Origin of the sequence: Streptomyces sp. NPDC101165, from assembly GCF_044768135.1 — a bacterium.
In the GTDB taxonomy this organism is placed as follows: Bacteria; Actinomycetota; Actinomycetes; order Streptomycetales; family Streptomycetaceae; genus Streptomyces.
Genome location: NZ_JBIWPG010000002.1, coordinates 378,256 through 394,831, shown reverse-complemented (window position 1 = coordinate 394,831; position 16,576 = coordinate 378,256). Strand labels below are relative to the sequence as shown.

At 70.0% G+C, this 16,576-nt stretch carries 14 protein-coding genes; 9 read left to right on the top strand and 5 right to left on the bottom strand.

Annotated features, from left to right (window positions below):
* Nucleotides 1–286 precede the first annotated feature (286 nt).
* The 4 genes from ACIRVH_RS05290 (at nt 287) to ACIRVH_RS05275 (ending at nt 4,605) form a co-directional block, all read left to right on the top strand.
* Nucleotides 287–514 carry a ferredoxin gene (locus ACIRVH_RS05290; RefSeq protein ID WP_097254680.1) on the top strand — a complete coding sequence of 76 codons (228 nt, stop codon included), beginning with the start codon at nt 287–289 and terminating at the stop codon, nt 512–514.
* Entirely contained in the window at nt 511–1,905 is a 1,395-nt protein-coding gene (locus ACIRVH_RS05285; protein ID WP_403948353.1) for an NAD(P)/FAD-dependent oxidoreductase, read from the top strand. Before ACIRVH_RS05290 ends, ACIRVH_RS05285 begins: the two co-directional genes overlap by 4 nt.
* A 13-nt stretch (nt 1,906–1,918) precedes the next feature.
* A complete protein-coding gene (locus tag ACIRVH_RS05280) occupies nt 1,919–3,139 on the top strand; it encodes a cytochrome P450 (RefSeq protein WP_403948352.1) in 1,221 nt (406 codons plus the stop codon).
* A gap of 197 nt (nt 3,140–3,336) precedes the next feature.
* The gene (locus ACIRVH_RS05275) at nt 3,337–4,605 is read left to right on the top strand and encodes a PP2C family protein-serine/threonine phosphatase (RefSeq protein ID WP_403948351.1); all 1,269 of its coding nucleotides are present in this window, start codon (nt 3,337–3,339) and stop codon (nt 4,603–4,605) included.
* A gap of 197 nt (nt 4,606–4,802) precedes the next feature.
* On the opposite strand, the gene ACIRVH_RS05270 is transcribed toward ACIRVH_RS05275, so the two are convergent.
* Nucleotides 4,803–7,823 (bottom strand): SpoIIE family protein phosphatase, encoded by a 3,021-nt coding sequence (locus tag ACIRVH_RS05270; protein ID WP_403948350.1) that lies wholly within the window; start codon nt 7,821–7,823, stop codon nt 4,803–4,805.
* Nucleotides 7,824–8,096: 273 nt separating this feature from the next.
* On the opposite strand from ACIRVH_RS05270, the gene ACIRVH_RS05265 reads away from it, so the two are divergent.
* The 3 genes from ACIRVH_RS05265 to ACIRVH_RS05255 all read left to right on the top strand — a co-directional run bounded on the left by ACIRVH_RS05265 (nt 8,097) and on the right by ACIRVH_RS05255 (nt 10,747).
* Complete coding sequence (locus ACIRVH_RS05265; protein ID WP_403948348.1) at nt 8,097–8,360, top strand: hypothetical protein; 264 nt, start codon at nt 8,097–8,099, stop codon at nt 8,358–8,360.
* A gap of 183 nt (nt 8,361–8,543) precedes the next feature.
* Entirely contained in the window at nt 8,544–9,542 is a 999-nt protein-coding gene (locus ACIRVH_RS05260) for a DUF1259 domain-containing protein (protein WP_403948347.1), read from the top strand.
* Complete coding sequence (locus ACIRVH_RS05255) at nt 9,542–10,747, top strand: cytochrome P450 (RefSeq protein ID WP_403948345.1); 1,206 nt, start codon at nt 9,542–9,544, stop codon at nt 10,745–10,747. The genes ACIRVH_RS05260 and ACIRVH_RS05255 overlap by 1 nt, the downstream gene beginning before the upstream one ends.
* Nucleotides 10,748–10,876: 129 nt before the next feature.
* Here the strand turns inward: ACIRVH_RS05255 and ACIRVH_RS05250 are convergent, their stop codons facing one another.
* The 4 genes from ACIRVH_RS05250 to ACIRVH_RS05235 form a co-directional block, all read right to left on the bottom strand.
* Entirely contained in the window at nt 10,877–11,506 is a 630-nt protein-coding gene (locus ACIRVH_RS05250) for an isochorismatase family cysteine hydrolase (RefSeq protein ID WP_403948343.1), read from the bottom strand.
* A gap of 20 nt (nt 11,507–11,526) precedes the next feature.
* Complete coding sequence (locus ACIRVH_RS05245) at nt 11,527–12,117, bottom strand: VOC family protein (RefSeq protein ID WP_403948341.1); 591 nt, start codon at nt 12,115–12,117, stop codon at nt 11,527–11,529.
* 102 nt (nt 12,118–12,219) lie between these two features.
* Nucleotides 12,220–13,014, bottom strand: coding sequence for an alpha/beta fold hydrolase (locus ACIRVH_RS05240; protein ID WP_403948340.1), 795 nt, complete (start codon nt 13,012–13,014; stop codon nt 12,220–12,222).
* 282 nt (nt 13,015–13,296) lie between these two features.
* On the bottom strand, nt 13,297–14,205 hold the full coding sequence (locus tag ACIRVH_RS05235) for an NADP-dependent oxidoreductase (protein ID WP_403948338.1): 909 nt from the start codon (nt 14,203–14,205) through the stop codon (nt 13,297–13,299).
* Between the two features lie 158 nt (nt 14,206–14,363).
* On the opposite strand from ACIRVH_RS05235, the gene ACIRVH_RS05230 reads away from it, so the two are divergent.
* Together ACIRVH_RS05230 and ACIRVH_RS05225 are read left to right on the top strand one after the other, a co-directional pair.
* Nucleotides 14,364–14,957: a TetR/AcrR family transcriptional regulator gene (locus ACIRVH_RS05230; protein ID WP_403948337.1), complete on the top strand. Its 594-nt coding sequence runs from the start codon at nt 14,364–14,366 to the stop codon at nt 14,955–14,957.
* 248 nt (nt 14,958–15,205) lie between these two features.
* A complete protein-coding gene (locus ACIRVH_RS05225; protein WP_403948336.1) occupies nt 15,206–16,570 on the top strand; it encodes an FAD-binding oxidoreductase in 1,365 nt (454 codons plus the stop codon).
* Nucleotides 16,571–16,576 lie beyond the last annotated feature (6 nt).

Genomic DNA, 16,576 nt, shown 5'->3' with positions numbered 1-16,576 from the left:
TGAATAGCCCTCACGGATGCCCTGGTTCCCCGGGTGCGGGTGATGTGTACGCGGGATAGGCTTTTGACCACAAGGTCAGGTTCTCTGGGCGGATCACAGACGCCGGTCGCCTTATGCGCGACGTTCAGTTCTTTCTGTTGAGACCCGACGAGCGCGGTGCATCCCCTCGCACTTTCCAGGGGTGGGCAACGGCGGAATCCCTTCTCTCGAAGCCTGTCTCGCGCTGTGCGTGCCGGAGGGGCACCGGCTTCAGGGTCCGCAGCCTGCAGTCCCTGTGGAGGTCGGGATGAGAATTGTCGTGGACCTTTCCCGATGTGAGGGGTACGCGCAGTGCGCGTTCCTCGCTCCGGACGCGTTCCGGATGCACGGCGAGGAAGCCCTGATGTACGACCCGAACCCCGACGACGCCAGGCGCGACCAGGTGCTGCGCGCCGCCGCGGCCTGCCCGGTCCAAGCGATTCTGGTCGACCAGCTGGAGGGACGGGACGTGCCGGCGGAGGCGTCGAAGTCATGACCAGCGCCGACAACCTGCGCGCGTTCAAGCGCGACGGCCGCATCGTGGTCGTCGGGGCGTCACTGGCGGGACTGCGGGCCGCGGAGGCGCTGCGGGACGAGGGTTTCACCGGCTCGTTGACCATGATCGGTGACGAGCTGGGCGAGCCCTACGACCGGCCTCCCCTGTCCAAGCAGGTACTGACCGGGTGGGTGCCGGCCGACGGCACCAAGCTGCCACGACGCCGTGACGTCAATGCGGAGTGGCTGCTGGGCGTGCCCGCCAGCGGGCTGGACCTGGCGACCAACGTCGTGCGTCTCGCCGACGGACGCGAGGTTCCCTTCGACCGGGTGCTGATCGCCACCGGCGTACGGGCCCGGCCGTGGTTCGTCGAGAGCGAGGCGGCCCTGGACGGAGTGTTCGTCGTGCGTACGCGCGAGCATGCCGAGGGTCTGCAGCGAGCCCTCGCCGCCGGGCCCTCCCGCGTGCTGGTCATCGGTGCGGGATTCACCGGCTCCGAGATCGCCTCCATCTGCCGTGAGCGGGACATCCCGGTGACCGTCGCCGAACTCGCGCCGGCCCCGCTGGTGGGGGCGCTCGGTGCCATGGTCGGTGAGATCGCGTCGGACATGCAGCGCGCTCACGGTGTCGACCTGCGCTGCGGCGTCAAGGTCACTCGGCTGGAGGGCGACGCGCAGGGGCACGTCCGCCGTGCTCACTTCGACGACGGCAGCACGCTCGACGCCGACGTGGTGGTGGTGGCACTCGGGGGCATCCGCAACACCGAGTGGCTGCGGGACTCGGGCCTGGCGGCGGGTGTCTGGGGCATCGCATGCGACACGGGCTGCCGCGCCCTCGACCTCAACGGCCTGATCACCGACGACGTCTTCGTCGCCGGAGACGTGGCACGCTGCCCGAACCCGATCTACGAGTACCGGCTCATCTCGCTGGAGCACTGGGCCAACGCCGTGGAGCAGGCCGAGGTCGCGGCGCACAACATGGTCAGCGCCCAGGCGGACCGCTGGCCCCACCTGACCATCCCACTGTTCTGGTCGATCCAGTTCGGCGTCAACATCAAGTCCGTCGGCGTGCCGACCTTCGCCGACGAGGTCGTCGTCACCCAGGGGTCGGTGTCCGACCGCCGCTTCGTCGCCGCATACGGCTACCAGGGCCGCGTCACCGCCGCGGTGAGCTTCAACAACGCGAAGTGGCTGGACCACTACCGGCAGCTGATCGAGACGGCCGCACCCTTCCCGCCGCCCAACCCCACGCCCGACCAGCCCGTCGACAACAAGCCGGTGCCCGTCGACTTCCCAGGCCCCGAGCTGATCGCCCAGGGAGCCACTGTGGTCGTCACCGGCAATGACCCGGGTGAGCGGCGCGTCACGTCCATCCAGCAGCACCACCGGTAAGGGGGAAGGCGAGATGACCACGACCGAGAAGCCCGGCACACTGCTCCGGATCCTCGACTACTCCTCCCGGGCCGACCCGTACCCGCTGTACGCCGAGCTGCGCGAGACGCCGGTGGCTCTGCAGGAGGACGGCAGCTACGTCATCAGTACCTATCGCGAGCTCACGGACCTCCTGCACAACCCGCACCTGAGTTCCGACGTCCGCAATCTGTCGCATCCGATGCCCTCGCACGAGGGGGAGACGACGCCGGCGTTCATCAACCTCGACCCGCCCGAGCACGACCGCCTGCGGCGTACGGCGATGCGCCACTTCGGCCCCCCGCACACCCCGGGACTGGTGACGGGCATGGAAAGCGACCTGACCGCCACCGTCGGCAGCCTGATCGACGACTTCGCGGGCAAGGAGCAGATCGACATCGTCGACGACTTCGCCTACCCGTTCCCCGTAACCGTGATCTGCCACCTGCTCGGCGTGCCACGCGAGGACGAAGCGCGGTTCCACGTCTGGGTGGACGCCCTCATCAACGCGATCGACTACAACCCCAAGACCGACCCGAAGGAAAAACTGGAAAAGGGCGTACAGGCCCGCAAGGACCTGCGCCAGTACCTCGGCGGGCTGGTGGAGCAACGCCACGGTCGGCCGACCGACGACCTGTTGTCGCGGCTGGCCAACGATGACGGGCCGGACGGGCGGATGACCGACGAGGAGATCGTCTCCACCGCCAACCTGCTGCTGATCGCCGGCCACGAGACCACTGTCAACCTCATCACCAACGGCATGCTGACGCTGCTCCGCCACCCGGAGGTGCTCCAGCGACTGCGCGACGAACCGGGTCTGGTCGTCCCGGTGGTCGAGGAACTGCTGCGCTACGAGCCCCCCGTGCACATCATTCCCTGGCGGGCGGCGTACAGTGACATCACCGTCGCCGACACCGTCATCCCCCAGGGCTCGCAGATCATGCTCATGCTGGCCTCGGGCAGCCGGGACCCGAACCGCTTCCACGATCCCGACCGCTTCGACCCCGGCCGGCGGGACAACCAGCACCTCGGCTTCGGCAGCGGCATCCACCTGTGCTTCGGCGGCCCGATGGCCCGGCTGGAAACCCAGATCGCGCTGACCGAACTGGTACGCCGCCTCGACCGACCCCGGCTGGTCGCCGACCCACCGCCGTACCGGCGCAGCCCCGTTCTTCGCGGTCCGATACATCTGCAGGTCGAGCAGGGGGACGGTTGACGCGAGCGCCGACACCCGATCGAGCGCTTCGCTCACCTCGGTGCACGTGACCACTCGAAGCGGGCACCGGCACAGCGTGCTTGACCGTCAGAGGCCGGCAACTTCTTGCCGGTCGGACCGACTTGTACGGCCGCATGAGCCGTTCGGTCCCGTCTTCCGCCGTGCGGGGTCACCGTTGCGGTGCCATGGTGGTGGTCATGGCGGACGTGCTCGGTGAGGTGCTCGCCGATCTGGTGACGCGGTCGCACCAGGCGACGCCGCTGGAGGTGGCCGGGCTGGTGGATTCCGCGGCCCAAGCCCTGGGAATGGACGCGGCGCTCCTGTATCTGGCCGATGTCCAGCAGAGGCTGCTGGTGCCGCTCCCCCGCAGTCCCGGCACGTGGGGCGGCGGGACCCCGGAGCCGATCCCGATCGAGGGCACCGTGGCCGGATGGGCGTACCGAACGGAATCGGCGCGGCTGTCACGGCACGGGGCGCTGGCCCTGTGGCTGCCGCTGGTCGACGGCGTGGAGCGGATCGGCGTGCTTCAGGTGACCGCGGGCCAGCTGACCGCTCGGCTGCTCGACCATGCGGAGATCCTGGCCTCGGTCGCCGCGGTCATCGTGGTCGGCAAGAGCGGGTTCAGCGACCTGTACGCCCTGACCACGCGACGGCGGCCGATGACGACCGCCGCCGAGATGGTCTGGGCGTTCCTGCCCCCGCGCACCCTGGGCACCCACCAGGTCACCTCTACCGCGGTGCTGGAGCCCGCGTACGAGATCGGCGGCGACGCGTTCGACCACAGCCTGCACGACTCCCGGCTGTACCTGACCGTCGTCGATGCCATGGGACACGACCTCGCCTCTGGACTGTGTTCCGCGGTCGCGCTGGCCACCTGCCGCGCCGCCCGCCTGGCCGACGGCACACTCACCGACATCGCCGAGCAGGTCGACGCCGAACTCGACCACTGGCTGCCCGACCGCATACTCACCGGCGTCTTCGCCGACCTGGACCTCGACAGCGGGCGGCTGACCTGGGTCAACTGCGGCCACCCCCCGCCGCTGCTCATCCGCGGCCACCGCATCATCCCCCACGCCCTCGAGGCCCCCAGCCAGCTGCCGCTGGGCCTCGGCCAAGGCAACCGCGACACCCTCACCGTCCACCAGGCCCAGCTGGAACCCGGTGACCGCATCCTGATCCACACCGACGGCGTCACCGAAGCCCGGTCTCTGACCGGAGAACTGTTCGGTGAGCAACGCCTGGCCGACTTCGTCACCCGCTCGTTGTCGGCCGGGGAACCCGCCCCTGAAGCACTGAGGCGCCTGATCCACACCATCCTCGACCACCACCGGGGCCGGCTCCGCGACGACGCCACCATCGTCCTCGTCGAATGGCACCCCACCCCCGACAACGAACCCGCCCCCACGCGGCCGGCGTCGGATGGCACGGTGAAGGCGGATGACTCCGCGAGCAGACGCCTTCCGTGACCCGTACCGCTCGGGCGGGTCGGCCAGGGCGCGCCGCATCGGCCGGTTTCCTGTTGAGCCCGAGGGGCCTCGCGTATGACGCAGCGCATCGGCGACCGGTTCGCTCACCAGCAGCTCGGCGGTGTCGGCCAGGTCGTCCAGAGCCCATTCGCTCGGTTCGCATACCGACGAGCCCTCTCCCGCCCTTCCCGTGACGATCAAACAGGGAGGGGCTGTTCGGTCCAGATGGCCTTGCCGGTGCGGGTGTGGCGGGTGCCCCAGCGCTGGCAGAGTGCGGAGATGAGCTGCAGGCCACGGCCGCCCTCGTCGGTGGCGGAGCTGTGGCGGATGTGCGGCGTGGTCAGGCTGGCGTCGGAGACCTCGCAGATCAGTGCCCGGCTGCGGAGCATACGCAGCCGCATCGGGCCGCAGGCGTGCCGGATGACGTTCCCGACCAGCTCGCTGACCAGGAGTTCGGTGGTCATGAGCAGGTCCTCGTCCGCCAGGTCCCAGTCGGTGAGCTGGGCGCGGACCAGCTCGCGGGCCCGGCCCGCCGCCACCGGATCCTCCGGCAACGGCCACTCGGCGACGTTCTCCGCGTCCAGCGGGTGTGTGCGGGCCAGCAGCAGGGCGGCGTCGTCCGTCAGCGCGCCGTGGGCGGGGAGGAGAGCGGAGGTGAGGGTGGCGCAGAGGGCGTCCAGGTCGGACGCGTCCGAAGGTGAGGCCGGCAGGGCGTGCACGGACTGGCGGAGGAGTTCGGCCAGGTGGTTCATGCCGGTGGTGACATCCCTGTCCTTGCTCTCGACCAGGCCGTCGCTGTAGAGGGCGAGCAGGCTGCCGGCGGGCAGTGGGGTCTCGAACGTTTCGAAGGGCGGAGCGGCCACCCCCAGGGGCGGGTCCGGGGTCATGGACAGGAAGGTGACGGTGCCGTCGGGGTGGGCCACCGCCGGGGGCGGCTGACCGGCGCTGGCGTACGACAGACACCGGCTCACCGGGTCGTAGATGCCGTAGAGGCAGGTCGCGAAGGCGTCGTTGCCCAGCTCGCCGACGATGTCGTTGAGGTGGCCGAGGATCTCGTCGGGCGGCAGCTCCAGCTCCGAGAGGGTGCGGACGGCTGTCCGGAGCCTGCCCATGGTGGCGGCCTCGGCCATGCCGTGGCCCATGACGTCGCCGATCACGAGGGCCACCCGGGCCGCGGAGAGGGGGATGACGTCGTACCAGTCGCCGCCGACGTCGGATCCCTGCTTGGCCGGCTGGTAGCGCGCCGCCGTCGTCACCTCGGGCAGCTCGGGCAGTGCCTGTGGCAGCAGGCTGCGCTGGAGGGTGCGGGCCCGGGTCGTCGCCTCGTCGTAGAGCCCGGCTCGTTCCAGGGCCTGCGCGATCAGTCCGCTGAGCGCGGTCAGCAGCGTGCGTTCGTCGTCGTCCAGGATCCGCGGCCGGCTGAAGGAGATCACCGCCGCGCCGATCGCGCGCCCCGACACCGCCAGCGGCAGAAAGGCCCACGCCTGCTTGTCGCTCTCCCGGATCAGGGTCTCGGTCCCCGGGTAGAGCGTCAGGAACTCCTCCTGGGAGGAGATGCAGAGGGGGGTGCGGGTGTGCAGGGCGTCTCCCACAGGGTTCATGGTGTCCCGCACCGTCCAGAGCCCGTCCAGAATGCGGGTGAAGCGCTCCGTGTATCCCCGGGAGCCGACCACGTTCAACCGGTCGCCGACCACGCCGAGCATGATGAGTCCCGTGGCCCCGAGGGGTGTCATCACGCCGTCGGCCGTCGCCGCCATCACATCCTGGGCCGTGACGGCCTCGGCCAGCTCCCGCGTGATCCGCTGCACCAGGGCCGCGCGCTCGGCGGACGCCCGCTCAGCGGCGGCTCGCTCGGTCTCGCGCAGATGCCGCTCGGTGGTGTCGGTGATGTAGAGCGTGAGGCCCTCCGGCACCGGCACCAGCCGCAGGTGGTACCAGGACGTCCCGTCCGGCCCCGGTACGTCGAATCCGGCGGGCTGGCCCTCGGCCACCGTTTCCCGGCACCGCTGCTCCAGCCCCGGCACGGCACGTACCGCGGGGATGTTCCAGAGCAGGGCTCCGGCCACGTCTCCCGCGGCGCCGAGGAACCGCTCGGCGGCCTGATTGAGAAATCCGATGCGCCAGTCGGTGTCCAGGGAGACGAAGCCGTCGCTCATGTGCCGCAGCGCCCGCCCCACCGACTCGGCGGCGGCATGTGTTTCGCTGCTGTCCCGGAGGGTGCCGATCACCTTCACCGGCGCCCCGTCCTCGTCCGTGATCGTCCGCGCACGGGCCTCGATCCACAGGTACGTGCCGTCCTGGCGCCGGACCCGGTACTCGTTCTGGAAGCCGCCGCGGAGCTGGATGCCCGTGTCGAAGCCGGCTACCGCCGATGGCAGGTCGTCCGGGTGGATCAGCGCCGCCCACGCCTCGATGCCCCCGCTCATCACCTCCGGATCGATGCCGGCCAGCACCTCCTCGACGGGCCGGTCGGAGGTCAGCTCGCCGGTACGCAGGTCCCAGGTGTACGTGACGGGCTCCCCTTCCATGTCCCACGGAGGGGCGGCCTCCCGCGGTCCTGGCTCGTTCTCCAGGGCGCGCAGCAGGGTGGGGGACGGATTGAGGATCCCGGACGACCCGAGCCTCCCGGACATCCAGGCCGCCACCTCGTCCAGAAACGCACACTCCGCCGCACCGGGCTCGTCGCCCGGGGCGAAGAGGACGGAGAGCGCGCCGCGGCGCCCGCCACCGCTCGGAATGGGGACGGCCAGGTGACCGATGCCGACGGGGAGCCGGGAGGGCCAGAGGGCGGCGGGGTCCCTGCCGGGCACCGGGTCGGGCGGGGCCAGATCGGGCTGCCAGGTGATGGTGTCGTTGAGGGTGGCCCTGCTGGGCGGGGCCGTGCCTCGTACCGGGATGATCAGCCAGGGCCTGGTCATCGACTCCGGCAGGCCGCTGTCGGCGACCAGGTAGAGGATGCCGCTCATGCCGCCGCCCGGGAGATGCACCATGCCGCCCAGGCCGTGCACCTCGGCCACCGCCTGCTGGAGCGCGGTCAGCAGCACCTCGACATCGCGCCGGTCCTCGTCCACGGCGTCGAGCAGCCGCATCCGTATGCGGTGTGCCTCCGAGGGCCGTGCGGTCGGCAGGGTCCCCAGGCCCTGCGGCTGGTGCAGCGAATGGGGGACGTGGGGCATGGACGGGTCGGTGCTGTGCGGTTCGCCACCGCTGGTGTTCACCACTGTCGACTGTCGCCTCCGCTCACCCGCTGGGCTGCAAGTGATCGAATGTGGACCTGCAACGATCTACATCCGTCCAATACATCCTAATCGGAATAACTTAGGTGATTTCATCTGCTCTGGGGAACCGTCCTCATCAATGCACCGTATGTGACATCAGCTCACCCTTCGTCACCATTGAGGCTGTGCTGTGCGGGACCTGGGCCTACGGGTGCCACGGGGACTACCTGACGGACCAGCGAGATCGGATGGAGGACACGGCAGAGTGCGGTCATGCGGATAGCGATGACAGTGATGGCGCTGGTCTTTGTGCTCGGGTCGGCCTCCGCGGTCGTCCAAGCCCGTAAGGGCCAGTGGTGGAGGGCCGCCTCGACCTTTCTGCCCGGCCTCGGCATGGTCGTGGTGCTGCTCGGCGGCGTGGAGCGTCAGATCACATCGCTCTTCTGGCTGGGATGCCTGCTCGTCGTGGCCGGCTTCGGCGCGGAGGCCATGGCCTACTGGAGAGCTCGGACCCCGTCCGCCGAGAACGGGGCCTGAGCCCTACTGGGGCGGCTTCGGCGTGTACCTACCACCAGCGTCCTGCTCGCACGGACAGCGGCAAGTCAAGGTGCTCCGTTGGGCGTCGGGCACTCCGTATTAGCCCACCTGGCCGGGTGCAGCTGTGCCGATCAGCGGTCGGCGCGGTCTCCCGTGCTTGCATCCTGCCTGGAGGCCCATGACATGACTGACGAGAGACAGCAAGACACCCGCTCCCGACTCTCCGCGTCCCGGCGTCGTGTGCTGGCGGCGGCCGCCCTGGCGCCCATAGTGGCCGGTGTGCCGGCCCGGGCCGGCGCCCTGTCCGCCGGACCGACGGACCGCGCCCTGGTCCAACCGGTGATGACCAAGCTGACGGACTGGGCAGACGTGGGCGCGTCTCTCGGCCGGCCCGGTGACATGAGGCGATTCATGTACCACACGGGCTTGCCGCGTCAGGACCTCAGGGTCTACTCGCGCGGCATCCTGATCGACCCCGCGCTCGCCCTCGGTACGCACGTGTCCTTCGTGCGATACGCAGACCACAGCACGCTCCTGATGGGTGACGCCGTGGTCACCGAACGCGAACTGCAGCACTTCTGCGACGTCCTGCAGGAGCACGGGATCATGCAGACCGCCATCCACAAGCACCTGCTCGCCCACGAGCCGGATGTCTGGTGGGTCCATCTGCACGCGCACGGCCACGATCCGGTCACCGTCGCCCGTGGTCTGCGCGCGGCATTCGACTGCACCGGCACCCCACCCGCCGCACCCGCCACCCCCGCGCCGCCCGTCGACCTGGACACCGCCGCCATCGACGCCGCGATCGGCGTCAAGGGCTCCGCCGACGGCAGGATCTACAAGTCCACCTACGTCCGCCGCGAGACCGTCGCCGACGGCCGTCTGGCCCTGCCTCCGGGACTGGGCTCCACCACCTCCGTCAACTTCCAGCCGCTGGGCGGCGGAAGGGCCGCCCTCAGCGGCGACCTGGTCATGATCGCCGACGAGGTCCAGCCCGCCCTCACGGCCCTGCGACGCGGTGGGGTCGAACTCGTCGAGGTGCACCACCACAACCTCACCGACGAACCACGCCTGTTCTTCGTCCACTACTGGGCTGTCGGCGATGCCGTCAGGCTCGCCCAGGCCGTTCGCCGGGCCGTGGACGTCACCAACGTCGTACCCATGCCTGGAGGAGCCGGCTGATGGCCGCGGACCACGAGACAGTCACCTGCCCGTTCAACTTCAGCGAAGCACTCGACTTCGACCCCGCGCTCGCGGACCTGATGCAGCGCCGCTCCCCCGCCCGCATCCGGCTTCGCTACGGCGATGCGGATGCCTGGCTGATCACCGGCTTCGACGCCGTCAAGCAGGTGACCACCGACCCACGGTTCAGCAGGGCGGGCATCATCGGTCACGACTACCCCCGGATGACGCCGGAGCCCATCGTCTCGCCGGAATCGATCAACGTGATGGACCCACCGCAGAGCAGCCGCGTCCGCCACCTGGCCTCGCAGGCCTTCACGCAGCAGCAGGTCGACGGCATGCGGCAGCGGATCATCTGGCTCACGGACCGCCTGCTGGACGACATGGAGAAACAGGGACCGCCGGCGGACGTGGTCCAGCACCTCTCCAACAGGCTCCCCCAGCACGCCATCCTGGACCTCCTCGGTATCGAACGGGAGGAATGGCCCCGGATCGAGGAGTCCGTGCACCAACTGCTCGTCGTCGGCGCGGGCACCAAGGAGGCCGCCGCGACGGCCAAGGCCGATCTGACGGCCTACTTCGCCAAACTCGTCGAACAGCGCCGGAACTCACCCGGCCCCGACATCATCAGCGCGATGGCCGCGGCGCGGGAGGGCGAGGAACAGCTCGACGACAAGGAACTGGCGGTCATGGCACTGACGCTGGCGCTCAGCGGCCAGGACACGGCGACCTGCCAGATCAGCGACATCACCTACCTGCTCCTGACACGTCCCGAGCTGATGCAGCACCTCAGGCGCCGGCCCGAGAGCGTGACCGACGTCGTGCACGAGATGCTCCGCTGCATCCCGTTCCGCAAGGGGGTCGGAATCCCCCGCGTGGCTCTCGAGGACGTGGAGCTGGACGGCGCGCGGATCAAGGCAGGCGACTTCGTGCATGTGTCGTACCTGACGGCCAACCGTGACCCGGAGCGCTACCCGGCCCCCCACGACATCGACCTCGACCGCCCCATCGCTCCGCACATGACCTTCGGCTGGGGCGGACACCGGTGCATCGCGATGCCGTTGGCCATGGCGGAGCTCGAACTGGCCATCGGCCGCCTTGTGGAGAGGTTCCCCGGCCTGCGGCTCGCGGTGCCGCCGGAGGAGCTGCGGTGGGACACGGAGACGATCAGGCGGTTTCCGCTGGAGCTGCCGGTGGCCTGGTAGGAAGGCCCGCGTCGGGCCCACGGGCTCACGGACGCACACGCCACCGAACACCGACGAGCCCCCTTCCCCATCGGGGAAGGGGGCTCGTGTGCACCACTTCTTCAGCCTCGACACGGACGCGCCCGACTGTCATGGCCGGGATCCGTCGAATGCGGCGACGAGTTGGTTCGTGGTGACAATGGCCTGGGCGTAGGTGGGGCCGTTGAGTTCGTGAGCGGCGTGCATCATCTCGGGACCGAGGGCCGCGGTGGCGTCGCGGACCAGCGTCACGTGGTAGCCGAGCTCCATGGCGAAACGAGCGGTGGCCTCGACGCAGGTGTTGGCCAGCACGCCGACCAGAACCACGTGGGTGATGCCGTGCTGCTTGAGCTGCATGTCCAGGTCCGTGTTGGCGAACCCGCTCGACCCCCAGTGCTCCTGAGCGACGAACTCGCCCTGCCGCGGCTGGAAGTCGGGGCGGAACTCGCCGCCCCAGGACCCCCTGGCGAAGTGGTGGGCCTGCTGGATCTTCCGCTGCGAGGGGGTCGGATGGTCCCACGTCTCGTAGTCACCCGGCTCCCAGCGGCGGTGCGGCACGAACACCACGCGCACACCGATCGCACGGGCCGAGGCGATCACAGAGCGCAGATGGTCCAGCAGACCGACGTCGTCGGCAACGGGCTCCAGCCGCGGCCAGACCTTGCCGCCCTCCGAGAGGAAGTCGTTGTACGGGTCGATCAGCAGAACGGCCGTGCGGCGGGGATCGTAGGTCTCGGCCATGGTTCCTCCCTGCACCGGCCCTACTCGGGCGGTTCGGCGCCGGTCTGCTCGCTGACCATGTACTGGGCGTACCAGTCGGGCCAGTCCGGATCCTCCTGGCCGATGCGTTTCTCGTGTTCACCGTGGGCGGCGGACGCGCGTCGCATCGCACTCGCCAGATCGGTCACGGAGTCGAAGGACGTCGGCCCGGGATCGACGCGCCCGGGGAGCCGGGCCGTGACCTCCTGCAGCAGCCAGGTGTTCCCGTCGGGGTCGACGAACGTGGCGCGCGAGAAGTAGCTGCGTCGCTCCGGGTCGAGGCCCTCGACCGGACCGTCCGGCCCGGGGTGAAAGACCGCACTCACCTCGATGCCGGCGGCGACCAGCGCGGTACGGGCGGCTTCGATGTCGGAGACGATCAGATACGCCTTGCCCGAACCGGGCGCGGCCGACGTCAGGTCCGTGCCGAACTGGACCGAGCACGCGGAGCCGTGCGGGGTGAGCTGCACGATTCCGGGTGGCGTCCGGTCCAGCCGCCACCCGAGGCGGCCGTAGAACTCCTTCGCCCGGTCGATGTCCGACACCGGTACGACGAGCACTTCCACCTTCATGTCGACGTCGCTCACGCTCATGAATCCGCCCTCTTCGCCGCGGTCTCCCTGGGGGTGGTGCAGCACCAGCCTGCACCGGATATCACGGCGACGCATGCGAGACGGACCCGCCCACTGGTGTGCTCAGGCGCTGTGCCGGGCGAGGAAGTCGGTGATGAGCTGCTGCCATTCCTCGGGGCGCTCCACCATGGGCAGGTGGCCGGTGCGGATCTCCACGAGCTGGGCGCCGGGGATGGTGTCGGCGAGCTGGTGGTGCAGACGGGTGGAGGTGAACCAGTCCTGCGTGGTGGAGATGACGAGAGTGGGCGCCTCGATGCGCGCGAGGTCGTCGCGGACGTCGACCCGGGGAGCCAGGTCGGCGTGTTCGGGGGTGCCGTCGGCGATGCTGGCGGCGGTGAACGCGATGGCCTGCTGGAGCTGCTCGTCCGGCAGCGCTTCCAGCGCGTCGGCGCCCAGGGCCATCATCGTCAGATACTCGGCCAGCAGTTCGCGGTCGCCCGACATGGCCAGCTTCCGCCAGATCGGTGTGGCGAGAACGAGCCGGTTGTCGCGATAGGGGAAGGTCGCGGTCAGCACGAGGGCGGTGACGCGCTCGGGGTGGCGGGCGGCGGCGCGGATGGCGACGGGGCCGCCGAGGGAGTAGCCGGACAGGGCGAAGGTGTCCAGCCCCTCGGCGACGGCGGCGGCGACGAGCTGGTCGGCCAGGTCGTCCAGCTGCAGCGGGGTGGTGGCGCGGGGAGTGTCGCCGCTGCCGGGGTAGTCGATGCCGACGACGGTGTGGCGGGCTGCGAGGCCTTCCAGGATCGGGCCGTAGGTGCCGGCCACGCTGCTGCCGGCGCCGTGGGCGAGGGCGAGGCCGGGACCGGAGCCCAGGACGGTACGGGCGAAGGTGGCTTCGGGCAGGGTGCGTGCGGACATGAGGGTTCCGTTCTCCGAGGTGTAGCGCGGGTTGTCAGGTGCGGTGATGCGACCAGGAGCGGATCTGCTCCAGGGCGGGCACGGGGGCCCGGCCGTCGGCGGTGAGCGTGTAGGTGGCGGGCCGGGTGGGGGCCCGCCGTGGGTGACGAGCCCGGCGTGGACGAGTGCACGCAACCGGTCGGCGAGCATCTCGGAACTGACGCGGCGCATGCCGGCGTGCAGTTCGCCGAAGCGGATGGGCGGTGGTCGGCCGGGGGTCGGTGCCGGTTGTGGTCCCGGGGGTCAGGGCAGGAGGACGACCTTGCCCCGGGCGCGGCGGGCCTCGATGTCGGCGTGGGCCTGGGCGGCCTCGGCGAGCGGGTAGGTGCGCCAGACGGGAACGTCGAGCTTGCCGACGGCGGCGAGATCGGCCAGTTGCGGCAGGGCCTGCCAGAACCGGTCGGCCGGATCCCCGCCGGTGAAACGCACCCCGTGCTGCGCGGCAGACATGTCGGCAATCGTGATCACCCGGGCCGCATCGCCGACCAGAGCTGTCGACTCCGGCAGCACACCCGCGCCGGCGGCATCGAAGACGTGGTCCACACCCTGCGGGGCGGCGGCCCGGACCCGCTCCACCCAGCCCTCGCCGTACGTCACGGCGGTGGCGCCGAGCTTGGTGACGCGCTCGGTGTCGTCCTCGCCGGAGGTGCCGACCACGGTGATGCCCCGGGAGACGGCGAGCTGGACGGCGATCGTGCCGACGCTGCCGCCCGCGCCGTGAATCAGCAGGGTGTCGCCTTCCGCGACCCCCAGGTGGTGCAGGCCGCGGTAGGCGGTCTCCCCCACGGTGACCAGGGCGGCGGCGGTCTCGAAGGAGACCCCTTCGGGCTTGGCGACCGGCTGGTCCAGGAGCGCGTACTCGCTGTAGCCGCCTACCGAGGCAGCGCCGAAGACCTCGTCGCCGACCGAGGCGGTGGCGCCCTCGCCGGCCTTGTCGACGACCCCGGCCACGTCCCAGCCGGGCAGCATCGGGAACTCGACCGGGAAGACGCCGTCCATCATCCCGGAGCGGACCTTCAGGTCGATCAGGTTGACGGCGGTCGCCCGGACCTTGATCCGGACCTGGCCCGGACCCGGCTCGGGGGTGTCGACCTCGGTGAGGGTGAGCACGTCTGGGCCGCCGTAGCGGGAGTAGGTGATCGCGGTGGACATCGAGAACTCCAGGGGAAGAGGAGGCGGGCCACAGGCTGAAATCATTCAGTCTGTGTGATTGCCCTTCCGGTGTATCACACAGTCCGTGTGAATTGCGAAGTCAGCGCTGGGTTGCGTACGTCACACGCCGTGTGTGATTACTGGGTAGGATGGACTCCATGCCGTCCAAGCCGCCCGTCCACCGCCGCCAGCCGAATCCCTGCAACCCCCGCGTCCAGCGCACCCGCGCCCGCATCCTGGCTGTCGCCCGCGAGCTGCTGCCCGAGGTCGGACTGACCGGGTTGACCACCGCTCTCCTGGCCGAGCGCGCCGGCGTCACCCGCCAGACCCTGTACCGGCACTGGCCCAACCGCGCCGCCCTGCTCTCCGACGTCACCCTGCAAGGCCCCGACGTCGGCTACCCCGAACCCGGCACCGACGTACGCGCCGTCGCCACCGCCTGGATGATCAGCCTGCGCGCCGGCATCACCGTCCCCGCCACCCGCACGGCCGCGCTGGCCATCGCCGCCGAAGCCGACCATGACGCCGACAGCGCCCAGGCCATGGCCCGGATCATGGAGGACCGCCTCGCCGCACTGAACAAGCTCCTGGAGCCGTCCGGCCTGCAGATCACCTCCGAGCAGTACACCCTGCTCTACGGCCCCCTGCTCGCCCGCCTCTTCTTCGACCGGGCCGAAGCCACCGACGAGTTCATCGACACCATCGTCAGCCAGTGGCTCATCACCATCGACCGCACAGCCGCGCCATCGTGACGGTGACGCTGCAGCGGGGTGCCCCCACCCCCGGCGACTCCGAGCGCCTGGGGCCATGGCGGCGAGCGTGTCGGCACCCCCTGCCGTACTCACCCTTGCCACTGTCCGCCTCGCCCAAATCGTCCATGAAGGTCCGATTCGCGTGAGCCGAGGGCCGAGAGGACACGGACCGTGAACGACTCCGCTCCTCGCGGACTGTTCAAGGCAACGGCCCGGGCGTGAGTGCCGCGAGCGAAGGAACCGAGAGCGTGAAGTGTCCACCGGCGAGCCTGACCGGTCGCATCGTTCGTCCCGACGACCCCGACTACGCCGAGGCGAGTCTGGGCTGGGACGAGCTGTTCGTCCGCCATCCCTTGGTCATCGTCTACGCCCGGACGACTCAGGACGTGGTCAACGCCCTTACCTGGGCACGGCAGCATGACGTTGCGCTACGGGTGCGGAGCGGCGGCCACAGCCTTGAGGGCTGGTCGAACGTGGACAACGGCATCGTCATCGATGTCAGCGAACTGAAGTCGGCTCACATCGACACCACCGCCCGCACGGTGACGGTCGGCGCCGGGCTCAGCCAACTGGAAGCGGTGACCGCGCTCGCAAAGAAGAGCCTTGCGGTGTCGACCGGAACGGAAGGCAGCGTGGGCCTGTCCGGCGCGACGCTCGGAGGCGGCTTCGGCCTCCTCACCCGCTACCTCGGCATGGCCTGCGACAGTCTGATCGGCGCCGAGATCGTCGTAGCGGAAGGCACCGACTGCGCCGAGGTGCTCACCGTCGACCTGAAGAACCACTCCGACCTGCTCTGGGCCCTCCGCGGGGCAGGCAACGGCAACTTCGGGATCGTCACGTCCCTGACCTACGAGGTGACTCCGCTGAAGAGCGTCGCCTACCTGCAAGCGACGTGGGACGGCATCGGGGACCTGCAAGGGGTCTTCGAGGCATGGCAGAGCACGGCGCCGGTCGCCGACGACCGCCTCGGCACCCAGCTCGAATGCCGCAGGAACCAGACCCTGCTGTTCGCAGTCCTCGCGGAAGGAACCCCGACGGAGGCGAAGCAGCTGCTGGCTCCGATCCTGTCGGTCGGTAGCCCTGATGTCACGGTGCAGGTCGGCAACTGGGGCGACGTGTATGCGGCGTTCCAGATCCCGACCGAGGACGAGCCCGCGAACTGGAAGTTCTGCTCGCAGTTCACCGACACACCGTTCCCGAGGACGGCGATCGACGTGATCGCCTCGTTCATGCGTGACGCACCCACGGATGACAGCAACTTCTTCACCCAAGCCTTCGGCGGGGCGGTCAGGAAGAGCCCCCGCGGTGGTACGTCGTTCCCCCATCGCGACGCGCTCTTCTACTCCGAGCCCGGTGCCGGCTGGGGAAAACGCGGTGTACCGGGCAGCGGCGACGAACTGACTCCGCAGGCCCAGGCCTGGATCGCCGAGTTCGGCCAGGCGCTGCGGCCCTACGTGAACGGTGCCTACGTCAACGTTCCGAACATCGGGATGCAGAACTGGGAGACCGCCTACTGGGGGGACAACTTCGACCGGCTGCGCATCGTCAAGGCGAAGTACGACCCGCGGAACGTGTTCCAGTACGAGCAGAGCATCCCGCCCGCGTTCTGCTGACCGACC

What these genes read in the sequence shown, in the direction of transcription:
- ACIRVH_RS05290 (WP_097254680.1), top strand. Translation starts at nt 287, where the DNA reads ATGAGAATTGTCGTGGACCTTTCCCGATGTGAGGGGTACGCGCAGTGC.
- ACIRVH_RS05285 (WP_403948353.1), top strand. Translation starts at nt 511, where the DNA reads ATGACCAGCGCCGACAACCTGCGCGCGTTCAAGCGCGACGGCCGCATC.
- ACIRVH_RS05280 (WP_403948352.1), top strand. Translation starts at nt 1,919, where the DNA reads ATGACCACGACCGAGAAGCCCGGCACACTGCTCCGGATCCTCGACTAC.
- ACIRVH_RS05275 (WP_403948351.1), top strand. Translation starts at nt 3,337, where the DNA reads ATGGCGGACGTGCTCGGTGAGGTGCTCGCCGATCTGGTGACGCGGTCG.
- ACIRVH_RS05265 (WP_403948348.1), top strand. Translation starts at nt 8,097, where the DNA reads ATGCGGATAGCGATGACAGTGATGGCGCTGGTCTTTGTGCTCGGGTCG.
- ACIRVH_RS05260 (WP_403948347.1), top strand. Translation starts at nt 8,544, where the DNA reads ATGACTGACGAGAGACAGCAAGACACCCGCTCCCGACTCTCCGCGTCC.
- ACIRVH_RS05255 (WP_403948345.1), top strand. Translation starts at nt 9,542, where the DNA reads ATGGCCGCGGACCACGAGACAGTCACCTGCCCGTTCAACTTCAGCGAA.
- ACIRVH_RS05250 (WP_403948343.1), bottom strand. Translation starts at nt 11,506, where the DNA reads ATGGCCGAGACCTACGATCCCCGCCGCACGGCCGTTCTGCTGATCGAC.
- ACIRVH_RS05245 (WP_403948341.1), bottom strand. Translation starts at nt 12,117, where the DNA reads ATGAGCGTGAGCGACGTCGACATGAAGGTGGAAGTGCTCGTCGTACCG.
- ACIRVH_RS05240 (WP_403948340.1), bottom strand. Translation starts at nt 13,014, where the DNA reads ATGTCCGCACGCACCCTGCCCGAAGCCACCTTCGCCCGTACCGTCCTG.
- ACIRVH_RS05235 (WP_403948338.1), bottom strand. Translation starts at nt 14,205, where the DNA reads ATGTCCACCGCGATCACCTACTCCCGCTACGGCGGCCCAGACGTGCTC.
- ACIRVH_RS05230 (WP_403948337.1), top strand. Translation starts at nt 14,364, where the DNA reads ATGCCGTCCAAGCCGCCCGTCCACCGCCGCCAGCCGAATCCCTGCAAC.